Below are 17314 nucleotides of genomic sequence, written 5' to 3'. Positions count from 1 at the left end.
AGGACCGGGTCGCTCGCGGGCCGCCGGGTTGTGGCAGGATCAGACCGCGTGACCACGCTTCGGATCGCCGTGCCCAACAAGGGATCGCTCAGCGTCCCCTCGGAACAGCTCCTCACCGCCGCCGGCTACCGGGTGCATCGGTCCAACCGCGAGCTGATGATCGACGACACCCGCAACGACGTGCAGTTCTTCTTCCTGCGCCCGCGCGACATCGCCGTCTACGTCGGCTCCGGGACGCTGGACGCGGGCATCAGCGGGCGCGACCTGCTCATCGACGCCGACACCGGCGCGCTGGAGATCATGCCGCTGGGCTACTCCGCCTCCACCTTCCGCTTCGCCGCCCGCCCCGGCACCCTGACCGCGCTCGCCGACCTCGACGGCAGGCGGGTGGCCACCAGCTACCCGACGCTGGTGGAGAAGTACCTGGCCGAGCACGGGATTTCGGTGCGGCTGGTCAAGTTGGACGGCGCGGTGGAGACCTCCGTGCAGCTCGGCATCGCCGACGCGGTGGCCGACGTGGTGGAGACCGGCACCAGCCTGCGCAACTCCGGCCTGGTCGTGTTCGGCGACCCGATCCTGGAGTCCGAGGCGGTGCTGATCCAGCGCCCCGAACTGGAGGAGGACGCGCTGACTTCCTTCGAGCGGCTGCGGCGCAGGCTCAAGGGCGTGCTGATCGCCCGCCAGTACGTCATGGTCGACTACGACTGCCCGGTCGAGGCCCAGGCGGCGGCGTGCGCGCTGACCCCGGGCATCGAGGCGCCGACGGTCTCCCCGCTGGCCCGCGAGGGCTGGGTGGCGGTCCGCTCGCTGGTGCGGCGCGACCGCGCGCCGTTCGTCATGGACGAGCTGTGGGAGGTCGGGGCGCGGGCGATCCTGGTGACCCCGCTGGAGTCCAGCCGCATCTGATGCCCCGATACGGCCCGCACCCGAGCCAGTTCCTGGAGCTGAGCACCCCGGTCGGGCCGTCGCGCGGCACCGTCCTGCTGCTGCACGGCGGTTTCTGGCGCGCTCGGCACGGGCTGGAGCTGATGCGCCCGCTGGTGCCGTCGCTGCTCGCGGCGGGCTTCACCGTGGCCAATGCCGAGTACCGGCGGGTGGGCGGGGGCGGCGGCTGGCCCGCCACCCCCGACGACGTGGTGGCCGCCCGCGCGGCGCTGGGCACCGACGTGATCGCCGTCGGCCACTCGGCGGGCGCGCAACTGGCGGTCTGCCTGGCCCGGCGCGGCGGGGTGCGCGCCGTGGTGTCGCTGGCGGGGGTCCTCGACGTGGTGGCCGCCGCGCGCGACGGCCTCGGCGAGGGCGCGGCGGTGGCGTTCCTCGGCGGCCTCCCGGACGAGGTGCCCGAGGCCTACGCCGCCGCCTCGCCCATGGCGCTGACCCCGGTCGGCGTGCCGGTGACCTGCCTGCACGCCCCGGCCGACCAGCGCGTCCCGTTCGCGCAGAGCGCCGCCTTCACCGACGCCACCGGCGACCGGCTGGTGACCGTGGCGGGCGACCACTTCACCCCGATCGACCCCGGTTCCGCCGCCTGGGCCTCGGCCCTGGCGGAGGTCAGCGCACTGGCAGGTCCCAGGCCATCGTGACGGTCGTGCCGTCGGCGCGGTGGGTGGTGACCCAGCGGTGCGCGAGCTGCGAGATCAGCGGCATCCCCCGCCCGCGGGTCGTGTCGGTGGGGTCCGGCGGCTTCCAGGTCCCGTGGTCGGTGACGGTGAGCACCAACCGGCCCGGCCGGTGCTCGGCGAGCACGTCGAGGACGCCGTCGGCGGTGTCGCGGTAGCCGTGCTCCACCGAGTTGGCCATGGCCTCGTAGCCCGCCAGCACGATGTCCTCGGTCAGCACCGGCGGCGCGCCCCGCTCGGTCGCCCACGCGGCCAGCTCGCCGCGCAGCGGGACGAGGGTGTGGGCCCGGGCGGCGACGCTGCGGTGCAGCCGGGCCAGCGGATCGGCGTGGTGCACGTGGATGAGGGCGATGTCGTCGTCGTGGGTGCCGCCGGTGAGGTCGGCGATGAGCCGGTCGCAGGCCTCGGCGGTGTCCGCGGCGGCGCGCACGCCCGGCAGCCGGGCCAGCAGCGACTCCATCCCGGAGACCAGGTCGCGGGAGCCGCGGGTCTCGACCAGCCCGTCGGTGTAGAGGAACAGGTCGGCGCCGGGCGGGAAGGCGGTGGTGCGGGCGGTGAACTCGCGGCCGACGCCCAGCGGCTGGGCCATCGCCTCGCCGATCTGCTCCAACCGCCCGTCCGGGTGCACCAGCACGGCGGGCAGGTGGCCCGCGTTGGCGTGGACGAGGTCGTCGGTCACCGGGTCGTGCACGGCGTAGAAGCAGGTGATGAAGCTGGGTTCGACGAGCTGGGAGACGTTGCGCAGCAGCTCGGCGGGCGGCAGCTCCAGCAGCGCGTACGAGCGCACCGCGGTCCGCACCTGCCCCATGACCGTGGCCGCGGTGACCCCGTGGCCCACCACGTCGCCGATGACGAAGGCGGTGGCGCCCGAGGGCAGCGGCAGCACGTCGAACCAGTCGCCGCCGACCTTGTCCCCGGTGGCCGCGGGCAGGTAGCGGGTCACCACGTCCAAGCCGGGGACCTCCGCGGCCGCGGGCAGCATCCGCCGCGACAGCTCCCGGGCCAGGTTGGCCTCCCGGTCGTAGAGCCGGGCGTTGTCCAGGGCGATCGCGGCGTACCCGGCGATGCCCTCGGCCACGTAGGCGTGCCGCTCGGTGAACCGGCCGGTCTCGGGGTGGGCGAAGAAGAACCCGCCGAGGACCTTCCCGGTGGTCGGGCTGATCGCCGACACCGCCAGGTAGCTGCGCACCGGCAGGTGCCCGGAGGGCATCCCCCGGTAGGGCTCGTTGTGACCGAAGCGCGGGTCGGCGGTGATGTCGTCGCTGCGGACCGTGCCCATGCCGTCGAACGTGGGCCCGAAGACCTGGGTGTTGCGCGGCATGGGGAAGCGGGAGAACGCCTCCCTGGGCACGCCGGAGAGCGTGTAGAGGGTGTAGGACTCGCCGAACTCGTTGATCAGGTTGTAGAAGAACGCGCCGAACGCGGCCCCGGTGGCGGTGGTCGCGGCGTCGGTGGCGTCCTGCACCAGCACGTCGATGTCGAGCTGCGCGGTCAGCCGCCGCCCCACCGAGTGCAGCGCGTCGAGCACCGCCGCCTCCGCCCGCAGCGCGCGCACCACCTCGACCAGGTCGGCGGTCGCGGCGGCGACGGCGGCGGCCACGAACCGGTGCTGCTCGCCGACCGGGTCCACGGTGGACAGCAGGACGGCGTGGTCCCCGTCGGCGACCAGGACCGCGCCGGTCACCGGCTCACCGCCGGTCAGCCGCGCCAGCGCCGCCTCCCCCGGCACCCGCACCAGCGGTCCGGCGGTGGCGTCCTCGAGCACCAGCGCCGGGTCCAGCGCGCGTTCCCGGACCGGCACCGGCGCGCCGTCGGGCCCGGCGAACCCGGCCCGCACGGCGGCGACCAGCTCGGCGAACCCCGGACCGGTCGAGGTCATCACCGGCCCGCCACGGCGGCGTCGAGGGTGGGGTAGATGTCGAGTTCGTCGGTCAGCCGGGTGATCTGCAACGGCCGCAGCACCACCCGGCCCTCGGCCACCACGCGCATCCCCGGCTGCTCCCGGTGCGTGCGCACCAGCACCGACATGCCCGCGGAGGCGAGGAAGTCGACCTCGGTGAGGTCGACCACCAGCACCCGGTCGCCGTGGCGCACCGCCCGCTCCACGAGCTGCTGCAGCTTCGGCGCCAGCGCCAGGTCGAGCGCGCCGGTCACCCGCAGCACGGTCGGCCCGTCGGTGGTGATCAGCTCCACGGAACCCGCGGCGCTGGTCGCCTTGCCCACGTCGTCCCCCTGGCCCGTGTCGTCGTCCATGGGTCACATCCTGCCGCCCCCGCGCCCCGCTGTCGCCGCTCGGGGGGCTGACCAGCGCCGACGGCCCGCCGCGACGGGCCGTCGGCGCTGCTCGCGCGCCGGGTCAGTCGCGCGGGGCCAGTTCGGTGCCGTCGGCGCCGGTCACCACGATGGCCGCCGCCGGGCAGGAGTCCGCCACGTCGAGCAGCCCCTCGTCCGGCTCCACCGAGTCCGCCAGCACCCTGGCGTGCGCGCCGTCGAGGGCGAACACGTCCGGGCGGGCACCCGCGCACATGCCCGAGCCGAGGCAGGCCTTGCCGTCGACCGCGATCGTCCAGCTCATGCTCACCAGTCCACCATCATCCGGCGCGGACCGCGCACCAGCATCTGCGTCTTCCACTCCGGCTCCGCCGCCTCGCGCAGCCCGGGCAGCCGGACGGCCAGCACCAGCAGCGCCTCCTGCAGCTCCAGGCGGGCCAGCGGTGCGCCGAGGCAGTGGTGCACGCCGTGCCCGAAGCCCAGGTGCGAGGTCTCGGTCCGGTCGAACTTCAGCTCGTCGGGGTCGGGGAACCTGTCGCCGTCGTGGTTGGCCGAACCCACCGACACCAGGACCGGCTCCCCCGCCCGCACCAGCACCCCGCCGACCTCGACGTCCTCGGTGGCGTAGCGGGAGAAGGCCGCACCGGCCCCGAGCGGGACGAAGCGCAGCAGCTCCTCGACGACCTCCGGCGCCCTGGCGGGCTCGGCCACCAGCTCGGCGAACCGCTCCGGGTGCGACAGCAGGACGTGGACGAAGTTCGGGATCTGCGTCGCGGTCGTCTCGTGCCCGGCGACGAGCACCCCGACGCACAGGTCGACCAGCTCCAGCTCGGTCAGCCGGTCCACGTTGTCGGCGCGGGCGGCGATCAGCGCCGACATCAGGTCGTCGCGCGGCTCGGCCCGGCGCTGCTCCACCAGCTCGCCCATGTAGGCGCGCAGCTCCGCGTGGTTCTGACCGAACTCCTGCTCGGTCAGCGAGGAGGTCGACAGCAGCGCGTCGCTCCACACCCGGAACCGGTCGCGGTCCTCCGCGGGCACCCCGAGCAGCTCGCAGATGACCTGCACCGGCAGCGGCAGCGCGAACGCGTCGACCAGGTCCACCGGTCCACCCGCGGCGACCATGTCGTCGACGAGCCTGCCCGCGATCTCCCGCACCCAGGGCCGCAGCTTCTCGACCCGCCGCACGGTGAAGGCGCTGGCCACCAGCACCCGCAGCCGGGTGTGGTCGGGCGGGTCCATGGCCAGGATGCCCCCGGGCCGCCGGTAGGGCTGGCTGCGCGGCTCGTCGTGCGCGGCCGCCGCGGCCCGGCTGAACCGCCGGTCACCGAGCACCAGCCGGACGTCCTCGTACCGGGTGGCCAGCCAGGCGGGCTCGCCGAAGGGCAGCCGCACCTTGATCATGCCGGGCGCCTCGCGCGCCTCGCGGTAGCGCGGGGACAGCTCCAGCCCCTCGGGCTTGTTGAACGGGTAGGTCTCGACGCGTTCGTCCGCGGTGGTCAATTCGGGGTCCCCTCGACGATGACGGGTATGGCGTAAGCACCCGCTGACAACGTACGTCCGCCGGAGCGCACCGTCAACGCGCGAGCGCGGACAGTGATGCCGCCGGGCGCGCCCCGCCGAGGCGGGTGAGCTGGGGCGATGCGCCCCCCGGTCCACAGAGGAGGTCAGCGGGCACTTCCGGGGGCGATCCGGACGGCGGGGGGCGAACCGGTCGGATCGCCCCGGGAGGTGCCGGGTCGGCGGGTGCGGGCGGTCAGCCGTCGGTGAGCAGGCGGGTGACCGCGTCCAGGACCACCGGGGTGACCTCGGCGGGGTCGGTCTTGGCCACCGGCCCGTCCAGGCGGATCTGGCGCACCAGGGCGATCCCCAGGAGCCAGGCGCAGACCAGTTCCGCGCGCAGGTCGGCGGACGGGTCGTCGGTGAGGCTGCGCAGGGCGGCGCGCAGGGGCGCGGCCACCTCGCGGTCCAGCGCCTCCGCCGCACCCCCGTCCTGGGGGCCGCTGAGGGCCATCAGCAGGAGGTTGGCCCCCGGGCCGCCCGGTTCCCCGGCGAAGATCTCCCCGACCAGGCGGGTGAGCAGCTCCTCCGGCGGGGTGGTGGCGACGATCTCGCGCCCCGGGGCGGTGAGGACGGCGCCGAGCAGTTCCTCCTTGGAACCGAAGTAGCGGAACACCAGCGCCTGGTTGACCTCGGCGAGCGCGGCGATGTCGCGCACCGAGGTGCGGTCGAAGCCGCGGGCGGTGAACAGCTCGGCCGCGGCGGCGAGCAGGGCCTGCCTGGTCGCCGCCGCGTCGCGCCTGCGGGTCCGGTCGCCCTCGGTCATCTCGTCCCCGTTCGTTCGGCGGCGTCGCGGCGGTGGGCGCGCGGCGGTGGGGCGCCAGGGAACCACACGGGCGGACCGGGGCAGGATGTCCGGGTGAAGTGGAACCGCGCCGTGCACCACGTCGAAGCCCTGGCGACCACCTGCGCCGACATGGCCGCCAAACCCGACTCGATCTTCCCGCTCAGGGTGACCGGCCTGTGGGTGGCCGGGGACGTCCTCGGCCCCGCCCGCGACCTGGAGACCATCCTGGTCGCCCTCACCGTCGACCTGCCGGTGCCGGAGGTGCCCTGGCTGACCGAACCCGCGGGCTCGCGCCACTGGGGCAACGCGGTCCGCCTCCCCCAACTGCCCTTCCGCGTCTGCTGGCGCTCCGCGCACGCCCCCGTCTGGAACCACCTGATCGACCGCCCCGCCCGCGTCTGGTCCGTCGAGGACGGCACCGACCAGCACGTCCTCGACGCCCTCCGCGACGGCCGGGGTGCCGACATCCGCATGGAAGCGCCCGCGGACCTCCCGGCCCGCCTGGCCGACGACCTGGCGATCAGCCACCAGGCCCTCACCACCCGCACCGCGGAGTACGCGGACCGCCGCTGGCGCCCCGGCAAGATCGAACCGGTGGCCGACGCCCTGTGGCAGGCAAGCACCGGCTACCTGGACCTGCTCGCTGTGACCAGCGCAACCGCCAACTGAGCGAGACTTTCTGGGCCGATCAGGTGTGAACCCGGACCGGAACGGTTACCCATGCTCGTCACGACCAAGCCGAGGAGGCGACTGTGCTGGAGACCGACCCGAACCCGATCTACACCGAACTCAGCCGTGAGCAGGGTGTGAGCCCGGTCCCCGAGCAGCAGGACCCGCCCGCGGAGAAGATCAAACCCACCAAGAAGTAACCCGGGGCGATCCCCACCCCGGCCCCACCGCCCATTCCCCCACCCGCCAGGCCACCAGGGCACCAGCGGGCCTTCGGCGATCCCCGCTCCGCCGACCGGCCCCGGCCGACCAGGCGACCCACCCTGTCGACCGAGCCGCCCAGCCCCACAAGCGGCCCAGCCTTACCGGCAGCGCAGGGTTACCGGCGGCGCAGGGTTACGGGCGGCGCAGCCTCACCCGGCGGCGCAGCCCCCACAAGCGGCGCAGCCCCTACAGGCGGACCCAGTCCTACGGGCGAGGCAACTCCATGGGTGGCGCAGCTCAACCCGGCGGCCCAGCCCCCACCCGGCGGCCCAGCCCCCACCGGCCAGGCCGCCCCTCTCCCTACACCACACCGACCAATCCCGCTATCAAGATACGAAATAGCGGATCGCCGGTTACCGCTTCTTGAACTCCGCCACCGCTCGGCGGACCGTCGGGTGCGTGAAGATGTCCGCCACCGGCAGCGGCAGCGGGATGCGCCAGTTCGGGTACTGGTCCACCGTGCCCGGCAGGTTCGGCTGCCGGGCCTCGCCGATCAGGTCGGCGGGCGCGGCGAACACCAGCGCGCACGGGGTCCTGGCGAGCAGGACGTGCAGGGCGTCCACCACCTCCTCGGCGGACGCGCCCGGTGCCACCAGCCCCTCCGATTCCAGCAGCCCCACGATCTCGGCCCGCTCGTCGGCCGCCCGCAGCTCCTCGGCCGCCGGGTCGGACAGCAGGCCCAGGTCGGCCCGCACCCGCACGTGGTCGCCGGTGAGGAAGCCCAGGGCCGTGGGCAGGTCGTGGGTGGACACGCTCGCCGCGGCCTGGGCGGGCCAGTCGGCGGGCGGCCGGGGCCTGCCGTCGGCGTCGCGCTCGAACCAGGCCACCGAGCAGCTCAGCACGCCGCGGGCGCGGAGGGTGTCGGTGACCTCGTCGGGGACCGTGCCCAGGTCCTCGCCGATGACCACCGCGCCCGCCCGGTGGGCCTCCAGCAGCAGGACGCCCAGCATCGCCTCCGCGTCGTAGTGCACGTAGGTGCCCCGGTCGGCGGTTTCGCCCGGCGGAATCCACCAGAGCCGCCAGAGGCCCGCCACGTGGTCGACCCGGATGCCGTCGCCGTGCCGCAGGACGGCCCGGATCATGTCGCGGAAGGGGAGGTAGCCCGCTTCGGCGAGGCGGTCCGGGCGGAACGGCGGCAGGACCCAGTCCTGGCCCAGCGGGCTGAACGCGTCCGGCGGGGCGCCCACGGTGACCGAGGTGGCGAGGACGTCGCGCAGCGACCAGGCGTCCGCGCCGCTGGGGGTGACGCCCACCGGGAGGTCGTGCACCACGCCCACCGCCATGCCCGACGCGGCGGCGTGCACCTGCTCCAGTTGCCGCGAGCACAGGCCCTGCACCCACACGTGGAAGGCCACCCTGGCGGACAGGCGGGCGCGCTCGGCGGCGACCTCGGCGGAGCCCGGCTCGCGCAGCGGTTCCGGCCACTCGCGCCAGTCCTCGCCGTGCTCCTCGGCCAGGGCGGCGAAGGTGGCGTAGTCGAGCAGGCCGGGGTCGGCCTCGACCGGGTCGGCGGGGGCGAACAGCAGTTCCAGCGCCGCCGACTTCGCCCGCCAGACCGCGTCGTGGTCGACCAGTTCCGGGTTGTCCGGGCGCAGGGCGCGGACCTGCTCCCGCACGTCGGCCGACGCGGCCCGGAACGCGTCGGTCTCGGTCACCGACAGGTGGATCGGGTTGAGGAAGCGCCTGCTCGACGGCGAGTACGGCGACCGCTGCACCGGGTGCACCAGGCTCGGCGCGGCGACCGGGCTGACCAGCACCGCCCCGGCGTCGTCCGCGGCCGCCGCGGCGACGAACGAGCGCAGGTCGGCGTAGTCGCCGACGCCCCACGAGTCGGGGGTGTGCAGGGCGTAGAGCTGGGTCATCCACCCCCAGGTGCGCGGTGCGGGCGGCAGCGCGGCGGGGGTGACCGCCAGCGACGTCTCCCGCTCCCCCACCCGCAGCCGGTGCCAGCCCAGCGGCAGGTCCGCGGGCAGCACCCCGGACACGGGCACCTCACCGCCGTCCTCCAGCAGCACGACGCCGGTGCCGACGTCCACCCGCACGCCTCGGCGCACCACGGTCGGTACGCCCGCGCCCGGCGCGACCGGCGGGTCGCCGGGGTCGACGCCGAGCTGGGCGAGGACGGCGACGACCACGTCCGGGTCGACCTCGACCTGTTCGCGGTCACCGTTCTCGTAGGAGACCGCGACGCCGTGCGCGGCGGCGAGGGCGGCCAGGGATTCATCCACTGTGGACCCTTTCGGAGATCAGCGGGCAGCGACCGGGCCCGGGGCCCGCTCGGCGGCGTTGGCGATGCCGCGGGCCATCATGCCGAACACCACGTCGTGCGCGGGCTTCTGGGCCAGCCAGTACAGGGTGCCGGGCAGGCCGTCGGGCACGAAGGTCACGGTCTGCTCGAACACGCACTCCCCCGGCGCCGTCCCGGCGATGGCGCGCAGCCGCAGCCACGCCCGGCCGGGCAGGCGCATGTCCGCGCGCAGCAGCAGCGACCGGTCGGCGTCGTCGCGGCTGACGACGGTCCAACTGTCCACCGCGTCGCCCGGGGCGAGTTCGGCCGGGCGGCCGCGGTGCAGGCCGATGCCGCCGAGGAGGTGGTCGAGGGCGCCGCGCAGGGCCCAGGCGCCGGGCACGGTGTGCCAGCCGCCGCGGCCGCCGAGGTCGGTGATCACCCGCCAGAGCGCGGGTTCGGTGGCGTGGACGCGCAGTTCGCGGCGGTCGACGCGGGTGCCGGGGGCGGTCGTGGGCGGGCCGACGGGCACCGGCAGGCCGAGGGCGTCGCGCAGCGCCCGGTCGAGGCCGGTGGCGCCGCCGGGCGGGGCGGGGGCGACGTTCGCCGGGTCCGGCACGAGGTCGTGGCGCAGCGACTCCAGCAGGGCGCGCACCAGCGGGCGGGGCAGGTCGCTGAGCGCGGCGGCGGCCGCGGCGGCCGGGCCGGTGGGCACGACGAGCACCGGCACCGGCAGCCGCCACGGCAGGCCCGCGACGCGGGCGTAGCGCTGGATCAGCTCCAGGTAGGTCAGCGTCTCCGGGCCCGCGAGGTCGACCACCAGGTTCACCGGTTCCCGGTCCGCCGCGTCCACCAGGTGGAACAGCACGTCGGCCAGGGCGATGGGGCGGCTGCGGTTGCCCATCCACGGCGGGCGCAGCACCACCGGGGCGAAGCGCGCGGCGTGGCTGAGCAGGTCCAGGCTGGCCGAGCCCGCCCCGATGACCATCGACGCCTGCAGGACCAGCGCGGGGGTCGGGGCGGCGAGGAACGCGTCGCCGACGTCGGCGCGGGAACCCAGGTGCGGGGAGACCTCCGGGCCGGTCGGGCGGGGGCCGCCTAGGTAGACCAACTGCCGGATGCCGACCGCGGCGGCGGCCTCGGCGACGGTGTCGGCGATCACGGTGTCGGTGTCGGCGAAGTCGGCGCTGTCCATGGAGTGCACGAGGTGGTAGACGACGTCGACGCCCGCCATGGCCGCCGACAGCGCCATCGGGTCGCGGGCGTCGGCGCGGATCGGGATGACGTCGAGCGGCAGGTGCGCCGGGTCGAGGGACCGGGCCATCGCGCGGACCTCGTGCCCCGCGGCGCGCAGCGCGGCGACGAGGGGCTTGCCGATGTAGCCGCCCGCGCCGATGACCAGACATGTGCTCACCGGACCAACTATCGCAGCGGGCGCGCCCGTTCGCCGGGCGTGATCAGGCGGGGTCGGCGGTGCCGAAGCGGGCGAACGGGTCCGGGGAGGACAGCCAGCGCCGGACCCCCTCGGGGTCGCGGCGCTCCAGTTCGTCGAGGCACCGCGCGCGGTCGCGGACCACGGCGGCGGCTTCCGCCGGGGTGCTCACCTCGGCCAGTGCCCGCCCGCCCGCCTCCCAGCGCCCGCGCAGCTCAGCGGTGTCGAGGAAGCGGTGGCGCGGTCCCAGCAGCGGCAGGCCGGTGGCCGCCAGGCACACCAGCAGCGCGACGGCGGCACCGCCGAGGGCGAGCACGAGCCCGGTCCCGGCGACGAGCACCGCGGCCGGCAGCGCCACCAGGGGCGGCAGGCGCACCGTCCGGTCGGCGAGGTCCTCGGCGGCGGCGCGGCAGGCCACGGCCAGGCAGGTCGCTGTGGCCAGGATCATCACCAGCGGCCAGGTCCCGGTGAGGACCACACCGAGCAGCAGGCCCGCGAAGCCGGTCATCCCGGCCACGCCCGCCCAGGCCAGCCGGTAGCCGCGCGCGGAGAGCAGTGAGGTGACCACGCTGCGTGGGTACCACGGCCGATCGGTGGCGAACCTGCGACCTTCGGGTCAACCCGCGCACGCAGTTGCTTGCCCTGGGGCAAACGTGGCCTATGCTGCCGGTGCCCCCTCTCGCCCGATCACCCGAGGAACCGAGGACGTCATGGCTGCTGCCGCACCCGGGGGCGGGCTGCCCCGTCCGCGTCGGGGCGGGCGCCCCGCGCTGGCGGTCCGGGTCTCGGCCGAGGGCCGGTGGGCGGTGCTGGTGACGGTCTCCGGCGAGGTCGACCTGGGCACCGCCGTGCGGCTGCGCGAGCTGCTGGAGCGGGCACTGGACACCGGCGACCCGCTGGCCCTGGTGGTCGACATGTCCGAAGTGGACTTCCTGGCGGCGGCCGGGCTGTCCGCGCTGGTGCGCGTGCGCGACCGGGCCGAGGCCAGGGCGGTGGAGTTCCACGTGGTGGCCGACCGGCGCTCGGTGCTGCGCCCGATGGAGATCACCGGCCTGCGCCCGAGGTTCCGGGTCCACCCGGACCTCGGCAGCGCCTTGGCCCGCTACGCGTCCGCCAGCTCCCGGTAGGGCGTGCGGTACCCGTCGCGCAGCAGCCGCCGGACGTGGTGGCGCTGACGCACGGCGGTGATCAGGGCCAGCACCAGGTAGACGCCGGACAGCGCGATCAACTCGATCCCCTTGACCGACGCGGGCAGCACGGCGGCGAGCACGAACTGGGCGAGGAACAGCCCGAGCAGCGTCAGCGCGCCGCGCACGGTGATGGTCAGCCCCAGCAGGAGCGTCACCGCGAACAGCGACTGCGCGGCGGTGAGCAGCAGTTCCTCGCGCTGCGGCCCGTCGAGCGGCAGCCCGTTGAGCCCGCCCGCGGCGATGGCGAACACGATGGGCAGCGTGCCGACCAGCAGCGTCCACTGGTTGACCTTCGACGACACCAGCGTGGCCAGCGCGTCGGTGGTCTTGAGCCGCCAGGCGTACAGGCCCGCCACCAGCAGTTCCGGTGCCTCCGAGGCCAGCGGCGCCACCCACTGCACGAGCAGGAACTGGCTGACGCCCAACTCGGTGCCGGTCTCCACCAGCGAGTGCGCGAAGTTCTCCGCCACCAGCAGGATCACCGCCGCGGCGAAGGCGAACATCGCCAGGCACCACACGCGGCGGGCGGTCTTCGACTGCCCGCCGACCACCGCGGCGACACCGTCGAGTTCCGGGTCACCCGCGGGCGCCCTGGCGACGCGCACGGCGTAGAGCACGAAGATGCCGACCAGCACGACCGCGTCGACGAGCGTGATGGTGTGCCGCAGCGGCAGCGTCAGCGAGTAGAGGGTGGCCAGGGCGAGGAACGCCAGCGGCACGGAGTCGGTGCGCTCCAGGGAAACCGTGGCCTGCTTGGGTGAACGCGCCTTGCGCTCCGGGTCCCCGGGGGTTTCCCCGGCGACCCGGTTGCGGTGGATGCGCCAGGTGGCGATGAGCACGACCGCGGCCCAGCCGATGCCGACCAGGATGCGGTTGGCGCCGGTCATGTTCGCCAGCGCCAGCCCGCAGGGCGACTCGGTGCCCTCGGCGGCGTCGGGCGGGAGGCAGGTGGGTCCGTGCTCGGCGAAGGCGCTGCCGCCCTCGGCGGTGAAGACGAAGTCGACCGCGTACTCCGGCAGCACGGCGATCAGCGCCAGCAGGGTGATCGCCAAGCCCGGGGAGATGTCGAGCTGGACCGCCTCGGCGACCCAGGACAGCACGAACGCCGCGCCGACGACCGCGATCCCGAACAGGACCGCGTCCACCGGCGGGGCGATGTGGGTGCCGGTGGCGCCGAGGAAGACACCGGGGACCGTGAGCGCGACCGCCGCCCACAGCGGAATCGCGGCCCGGGAGAGCATGGACCGCGATTCCTGGAGCCTGCCGGCGTTCAGCGCGTTTCCGGCAGGATCGGGCGTTCGATGGGGCCGCGCCGCTCCTGGACCGTGGTGGGGATCTCCGGGTCACCCGGCTGCACGGCCTTGAACCGCGCGGGGGTGGTGGGGTCGTTGGTGATCACCGGCTCGTGCCGCACCGGGACGTCCGGGTTGGGCGAGACCGGGCGCTCTTCACCGCGGGCGCCGTAGCGCTTCTTGGTGAGGTTCTCCGCGTCCAGCCGGTCGCGCATCCGGTTGAGCATCTTGAGGGTGACGAAGTGGGCCAGCGCCAGCAGGATCAGCACGATGCCCAGCTTGAGGACGACGACCTCCATCACGCTGTCGCCGCCGACGTCCAGCGTGGAGATCAGCAGGAGCAGACCGATGACGGCGATGTGGAACAGGACCGAGACCATCCGCGCCATGGACTTCGCCGACTGCTGCTCGCTGCCCTCGGTGTCGGTCAGGTAGCGCAGACCGCTGCGGTAGATCACCTGGCCGTCGACCAGCACCAGGGCGATGCCCACTATCAAGAACAAGATGTACGCGCTGTCGTCCACGTCCCAGCCCCTTTCGGTGGAGTCCCTGCCGAAAGGGGATTACCCGGGGTGGCCCACGACGAAACCGGGTTCACCCCGGCAGGTGGGGCCCCTTCGACCCGCACAGCCTGGCCCAGGCCGCGACGAACTCGGCCTCCGCGGTGTGGGCGCGGGTGTCCTCCCTGGCCCACAGCAGGCCGTAGGTGAAGGCGTTGTCGCCCTCCAGGTGCACGCGGACCCCCAGGTCCCGCAGGGCTTCGCGGGCCACCACGGCGTCCTGGTGCACCCCGAGCGCGGTCTGCACGCCCTTCACCCGCTTGCCCCACTTGCGCAGCTCGCGGCCGAGGACCGGGTCGACCGCCTCGACGGTGTAGCGGGCCTTCTTGGCGTCCTTGCGGGCCTGGTGCAGCGCGGTGTCGCGGTCGGCGGGGGACGCGGCGGTGTCGGCGGCCTCCACCGAGGCGGTGAGCCGGTCGGCGGACTTGCGCACGGCCTTGCGCAGCTCGCCCGCGGCGGGCCGGGCGGCCTTGGCGGTGAACGGCGGGTCGGCGAGCAGCGCGGCCAGGTCGACCAGCACGGCCTTGTACCGGTCGCCGTCGAGGACCGCCAGCGCCGAGCCGCGCGCGTCCGCGCCGACCCTGGCGAACTCGGCGCTCAGCCGGGCGGACACCCCGCCGAGGACGACCTCGGTGGGCAGCCGGTCGACCTCCGCGCGCAGGTGCTCCTCCAGGACCTCGGCGTCGCGGGCGGGGGCCAGCTCCGCGCCGAGCCAGCGGAACTCCTCGCGCAGGGCGGCCACCCGGTCGGCGTCGAACAGCGGCCGGAACGCCTGCAGCGCGCTGCGCATCCGCCGACAGGTGACCCGGAACTGGTGGATGGAGTCTTCGGCGTCGAGGCGGACCCCGGTGTCGTGCGCGCGCAGGTCGTCGAACCGCGCGCGGACGTATTGCAGGGCCGCATCACCGGCGGTGGGGTGCTTGGGCAGCTCCGGGGGCTGTTGGCGGCGGGCCTTCTTGCCCAGGGTGCGGACCAGTTTGGAGGTCGACGACGACGGCCGGGCGCCGAGCGCCTCGCCGATCGGGTCGAGGGCGGCGGCGTCGGCGGCCTCCACCTCCAGCTCGCGCCAGGTGGTGGCCTTGCCGTCGGTGGGCACGGCGGTGACGTGGTCGTCGGCAAGCAGCGCGACCTGCTCGCCGTCGGCGTCGAGCAGGGTCCACTCGTCGCGGCGGGTGACGATCCGGGCCACCGGCACCAGCGGCTCGTCGAGGGTGTGCGCGCGGACCAGGGCGGTCAGCGCGGCGGGCACGGTCTTCTTGGCCCGCCCCAGCGGGAAGCGGACCTCGTCGCGGGTGTCCGGGCCGACCGGCAGCTTGGCGTGCCAGCCCGCGTCGGCGCCGCCGGTGCGCCTGCGCAGCGTGATGCCCGCCCGGGCCAGGCGGAGGTCCTGGGTGTCGAAGTAACTGGCGTCGAGGTCGCTGCGCTCGGGACCGCGCACGGCGGTCACCCCGCCCACCCCGACCAGTTCGGGGAGGCGGAAGTCGGCGTCGGCCTCGAATTTGCGCTCGGTCTCACGGACCACCTTGGCTCCCATCCCTCCACTATGACACTGATTCGGACATCGCGTGCGCCTGCGCCGGGGCGGGGATCTCCGGGGTTCACACCCCTGTCGAGTGAGGAGCGGCCCGGCCTGCCCGGCACCGACCGTCCACGATGGTCAGTACCGGCGCCTTCCGCGTGCCCCTGCGCGCTGCGGGCACCGGTGCTGGATCGATAAAACGCAGGGGGCGGGACAACCCGGTTTCCCGGGTTGTCCCGCCCCCTGTCGGGCCGATGGACCGCGCGCCCGCTGACCGACCGGCTCCGGCTACCGCGATCCGATGCCCGCGGTGTTCACCGCGAAGCACCCACCGAGCCGGACCCCGACATGCTCGTGTCCGCCGTCTGCGCGGCGAGCATCGCCACCACGCCGTCGATCCCGGCGGCCCGCTGGCGGGTCGCGCCGTCGCCCGTCTCCTCCAGGGAGGACAGCGTCGACCGCACGAACTCCAGCTCGTCGGAGCGGCGCAGCGCGGGTGCGTGCCTGGCGATCAGGTCGGCGAAGATCTCCGGCGCGGGCCGGTGCCCGTCGGCCCACGGGTCGGGCACGACCGCGCCCCACCCGTCCTTGGCCGCCCGCCACTGCGCCGCGCGCACGACCTGGGTGGGCACGCGGGGGAAGTCGCGGTCGCTGTCGAGCGCCTCGGCCACGATGGTGCGCACCAGCACGGCCAGCAGCGCGGCCTCGCGCGGGGTGGGCGCGACGTCGCTGATCCGGGTCTCCACGGTCGGGTGGTCGTCCGACGGGCGGACGTCGAAGTAGACCATCTTGCGGTCGAGGATCGCCCCGGTGGCCAGCATGTCCTCCACCAGCTCCTCGTACTGCTCCACGGAGTCCAGGTAGGGCGGCGGGCCCGCGGACGGCCAGCGCTCCCACAGCAGGTGCCGGGTGCTGGCGTAGCCGGTGTCGCGCCCGTCCTGGAACGGCGAGTTGGCGCACACGGTGATCAGCGCGGGCAACCACAGCCGCAGGTGGTTGGCCGCGCGCAGCGCCGTCGCGGTGTCCTCCACCCCCACGTGGACGTGGCAGCCGCAGGTCATCCCGGAGAACATGAACTCGCCGACGTGCGAGGTGATCCGCCGGTAGCGGGCCCCGGGGCCGACCGTGGCGAAGTCGGGCTGCTGGTGTGGCACCGTGCCGGTGGCGACCAGCAGCGCGCCCTGCTCGCGCGCCGCGCCCGCCAGCGCCACCCGCAGCTCGGTCAGCTCTTCGGCGACCTGCTGCGCGCTGTGGCAGATGCCGGTGGCCGACTCCACCATGGCCCGCAGCAGCTCCGGCTTCAGGTCGGGGTCGCCCTCGACGGCCGCGGCACCGCGCTCGGCGGTCTCCGGCCCCTGGTCCACGAGCCTGCCCGCCGGGTCGACGAGGAAGAATTCTTCCTCGATGCCCAGGGTTAGGGTGGTCGAGTCGATCGTCACTCGCTGTCCTCCTCGTTTTCAACTGCTGGGATGAGGAGTACCCGCTCAGCGCCCGGCGTCACACCCACGGCCGGGTTCGTGATCGGCCACGCGCCCACCGCCTCCGCCCCGCCACAGTCGACGCCATGGGCGAGGTGGCAGCCGTCGCGACGCGTCTTCACCGCGTTGGGCACAGTGCGCGACCACAACCCAGGTGGCGCGTGGTTCAACCGAAATTCCTGACAATTGATCGAAAGAACACCAATCCGAACCACGACAACTCGAACCCGAGACAAAGGAGAACCGGTGGCACCTTTCCACGGAAAGGTGCCACCGGTCCGCCCGGTGAATCAGAGCAGGTCGATGAAGATCTTGCTCACGTCGATGTCGTCGATGACGTTGATGTCGTCGATGACGTCGACGAGGTTGTTCTTGAAGACGAGGTTGTCGCTGATGGTGTTGTTGTTGAGGAAGTCCTCCAGGGTGACCTCCAGCAGGTCCAGCTCGTT

16 protein-coding genes are annotated in these 17314 nt (G+C 74.4%); 4 read left to right on the top strand and 12 right to left on the bottom strand.

From position 1 onward, the window contains the following. Positions 1 to 48: 48 nt before the first annotated feature. Both hisG and DFQ13_RS31470 read left to right on the top strand, forming a co-directional pair. Positions 49 to 906 (top strand): ATP phosphoribosyltransferase, encoded by an 858-nt coding sequence (hisG, locus tag DFQ13_RS31475; RefSeq protein WP_110082438.1) that lies wholly within the window; start codon positions 49 to 51, stop codon positions 904 to 906. Further along, positions 906 to 1583, top strand: a complete 678-nt coding sequence (locus tag DFQ13_RS31470; protein WP_110082437.1) for an alpha/beta hydrolase family protein — start codon at positions 906 to 908, stop codon at positions 1581 to 1583. The genes hisG and DFQ13_RS31470 overlap by 1 nt, the downstream gene beginning before the upstream one ends. Here the strand turns inward: DFQ13_RS31470 and DFQ13_RS31465 are convergent. From DFQ13_RS31465 to DFQ13_RS31445, 5 genes are all read right to left on the bottom strand, one after another. Beyond that, positions 1552 to 3498 (bottom strand): ATP-binding SpoIIE family protein phosphatase, encoded by a 1947-nt coding sequence (locus tag DFQ13_RS31465; protein WP_110082436.1) that lies wholly within the window; start codon positions 3496 to 3498, stop codon positions 1552 to 1554. The genes DFQ13_RS31470 and DFQ13_RS31465 overlap by 32 nt on opposite strands. Further along, complete coding sequence (locus DFQ13_RS31460) at positions 3498 to 3872, bottom strand: STAS domain-containing protein (RefSeq protein ID WP_035278699.1); 375 nt, start codon at positions 3870 to 3872, stop codon at positions 3498 to 3500. Before DFQ13_RS31460 ends, DFQ13_RS31465 begins: the two co-directional genes overlap by 1 nt. 103 nt (positions 3873 to 3975) lie before the next feature. Continuing rightward, a complete protein-coding gene (locus DFQ13_RS31455; protein WP_181400241.1) occupies positions 3976 to 4194 on the bottom strand; it encodes a ferredoxin in 219 nt (72 codons plus the stop codon). 2 nt (positions 4195 to 4196) lie between these two features. After that, positions 4197 to 5390, bottom strand: a complete 1194-nt coding sequence (locus tag DFQ13_RS31450; protein WP_110082435.1) for a cytochrome P450 — start codon at positions 5388 to 5390, stop codon at positions 4197 to 4199. Between the two features lie 253 nt (positions 5391 to 5643). Beyond that, positions 5644 to 6213 carry a TetR/AcrR family transcriptional regulator gene (locus tag DFQ13_RS31445; protein ID WP_035278703.1) on the bottom strand — a complete coding sequence of 190 codons (570 nt, stop codon included), beginning with the start codon at positions 6211 to 6213 and terminating at the stop codon, positions 5644 to 5646. A 93-nt stretch (positions 6214 to 6306) separates the two neighbouring features. On the opposite strand from DFQ13_RS31445, the gene DFQ13_RS31440 reads away from it, so the two are divergent. After that, entirely contained in the window at positions 6307 to 6903 is a 597-nt protein-coding gene (locus tag DFQ13_RS31440; RefSeq protein ID WP_110082434.1) for a DUF7711 family protein, read from the top strand. Between the two features lie 617 nt (positions 6904 to 7520). Here DFQ13_RS31440 and malQ read toward each other — a convergent pair. Genes malQ through DFQ13_RS31425 form a run of 3 tightly spaced genes read right to left on the bottom strand, consistent with a single transcriptional unit; the run spans position 7521 to position 11394 of the window. Next, entirely contained in the window at positions 7521 to 9395 is a 1875-nt protein-coding gene (gene malQ, locus DFQ13_RS31435) for a 4-alpha-glucanotransferase (RefSeq protein WP_110082433.1), read from the bottom strand. Positions 9396 to 9413: 18 nt separating this feature from the next. Then, positions 9414 to 10808: a DUF2867 domain-containing protein gene (locus DFQ13_RS31430; RefSeq protein ID WP_110082432.1), complete on the bottom strand. Its 1395-nt coding sequence runs from the start codon at positions 10806 to 10808 to the stop codon at positions 9414 to 9416. A gap of 43 nt (positions 10809 to 10851) precedes the next feature. Continuing rightward, positions 10852 to 11394: a hypothetical protein gene (locus DFQ13_RS31425; protein ID WP_110082431.1), complete on the bottom strand. Its 543-nt coding sequence runs from the start codon at positions 11392 to 11394 to the stop codon at positions 10852 to 10854. Between the two features lie 142 nt (positions 11395 to 11536). On the opposite strand from DFQ13_RS31425, the gene DFQ13_RS31420 reads away from it, so the two are divergent. Continuing rightward, positions 11537 to 11953, top strand: a complete 417-nt coding sequence (locus tag DFQ13_RS31420; RefSeq protein ID WP_110082430.1) for an STAS domain-containing protein — start codon at positions 11537 to 11539, stop codon at positions 11951 to 11953. On the opposite strand, the gene DFQ13_RS31415 is transcribed toward DFQ13_RS31420, so the two are convergent. The 4 genes from DFQ13_RS31415 to DFQ13_RS31400 form a co-directional block, all read right to left on the bottom strand. After that, positions 11929 to 13257 carry a sodium:proton exchanger gene (locus tag DFQ13_RS31415; protein ID WP_110082429.1) on the bottom strand — a complete coding sequence of 443 codons (1329 nt, stop codon included), beginning with the start codon at positions 13255 to 13257 and terminating at the stop codon, positions 11929 to 11931. The two genes, DFQ13_RS31420 and DFQ13_RS31415, sit on opposite strands and share 25 nt — an antisense overlap. Positions 13258 to 13286: 29 nt before the next feature. After that, on the bottom strand, positions 13287 to 13832 hold the full coding sequence (locus DFQ13_RS31410; protein ID WP_146241422.1) for a hypothetical protein: 546 nt from the start codon (positions 13830 to 13832) through the stop codon (positions 13287 to 13289). A 70-nt stretch (positions 13833 to 13902) separates the two neighbouring features. After that, complete coding sequence (locus DFQ13_RS31405) at positions 13903 to 15402, bottom strand: CYTH and CHAD domain-containing protein (RefSeq protein WP_110082428.1); 1500 nt, start codon at positions 15400 to 15402, stop codon at positions 13903 to 13905. A 299-nt stretch (positions 15403 to 15701) separates the two neighbouring features. Continuing rightward, positions 15702 to 16826, bottom strand: coding sequence for a carboxylate-amine ligase (locus DFQ13_RS31400; protein ID WP_110082427.1), 1125 nt, complete (start codon positions 16824 to 16826; stop codon positions 15702 to 15704). Positions 16827 to 17314: the final 488 nt, after the last annotated feature.

This window comes from Actinokineospora spheciospongiae (assembly GCF_003182415.1).
GTDB classification, from domain to species: Bacteria; Actinomycetota; Actinomycetes; order Mycobacteriales; family Pseudonocardiaceae; genus Actinokineospora; species Actinokineospora spheciospongiae.
Note: the sequence above shows the minus strand (reverse complement) of the source record. Positions and strands in the feature narration are given on the sequence as shown.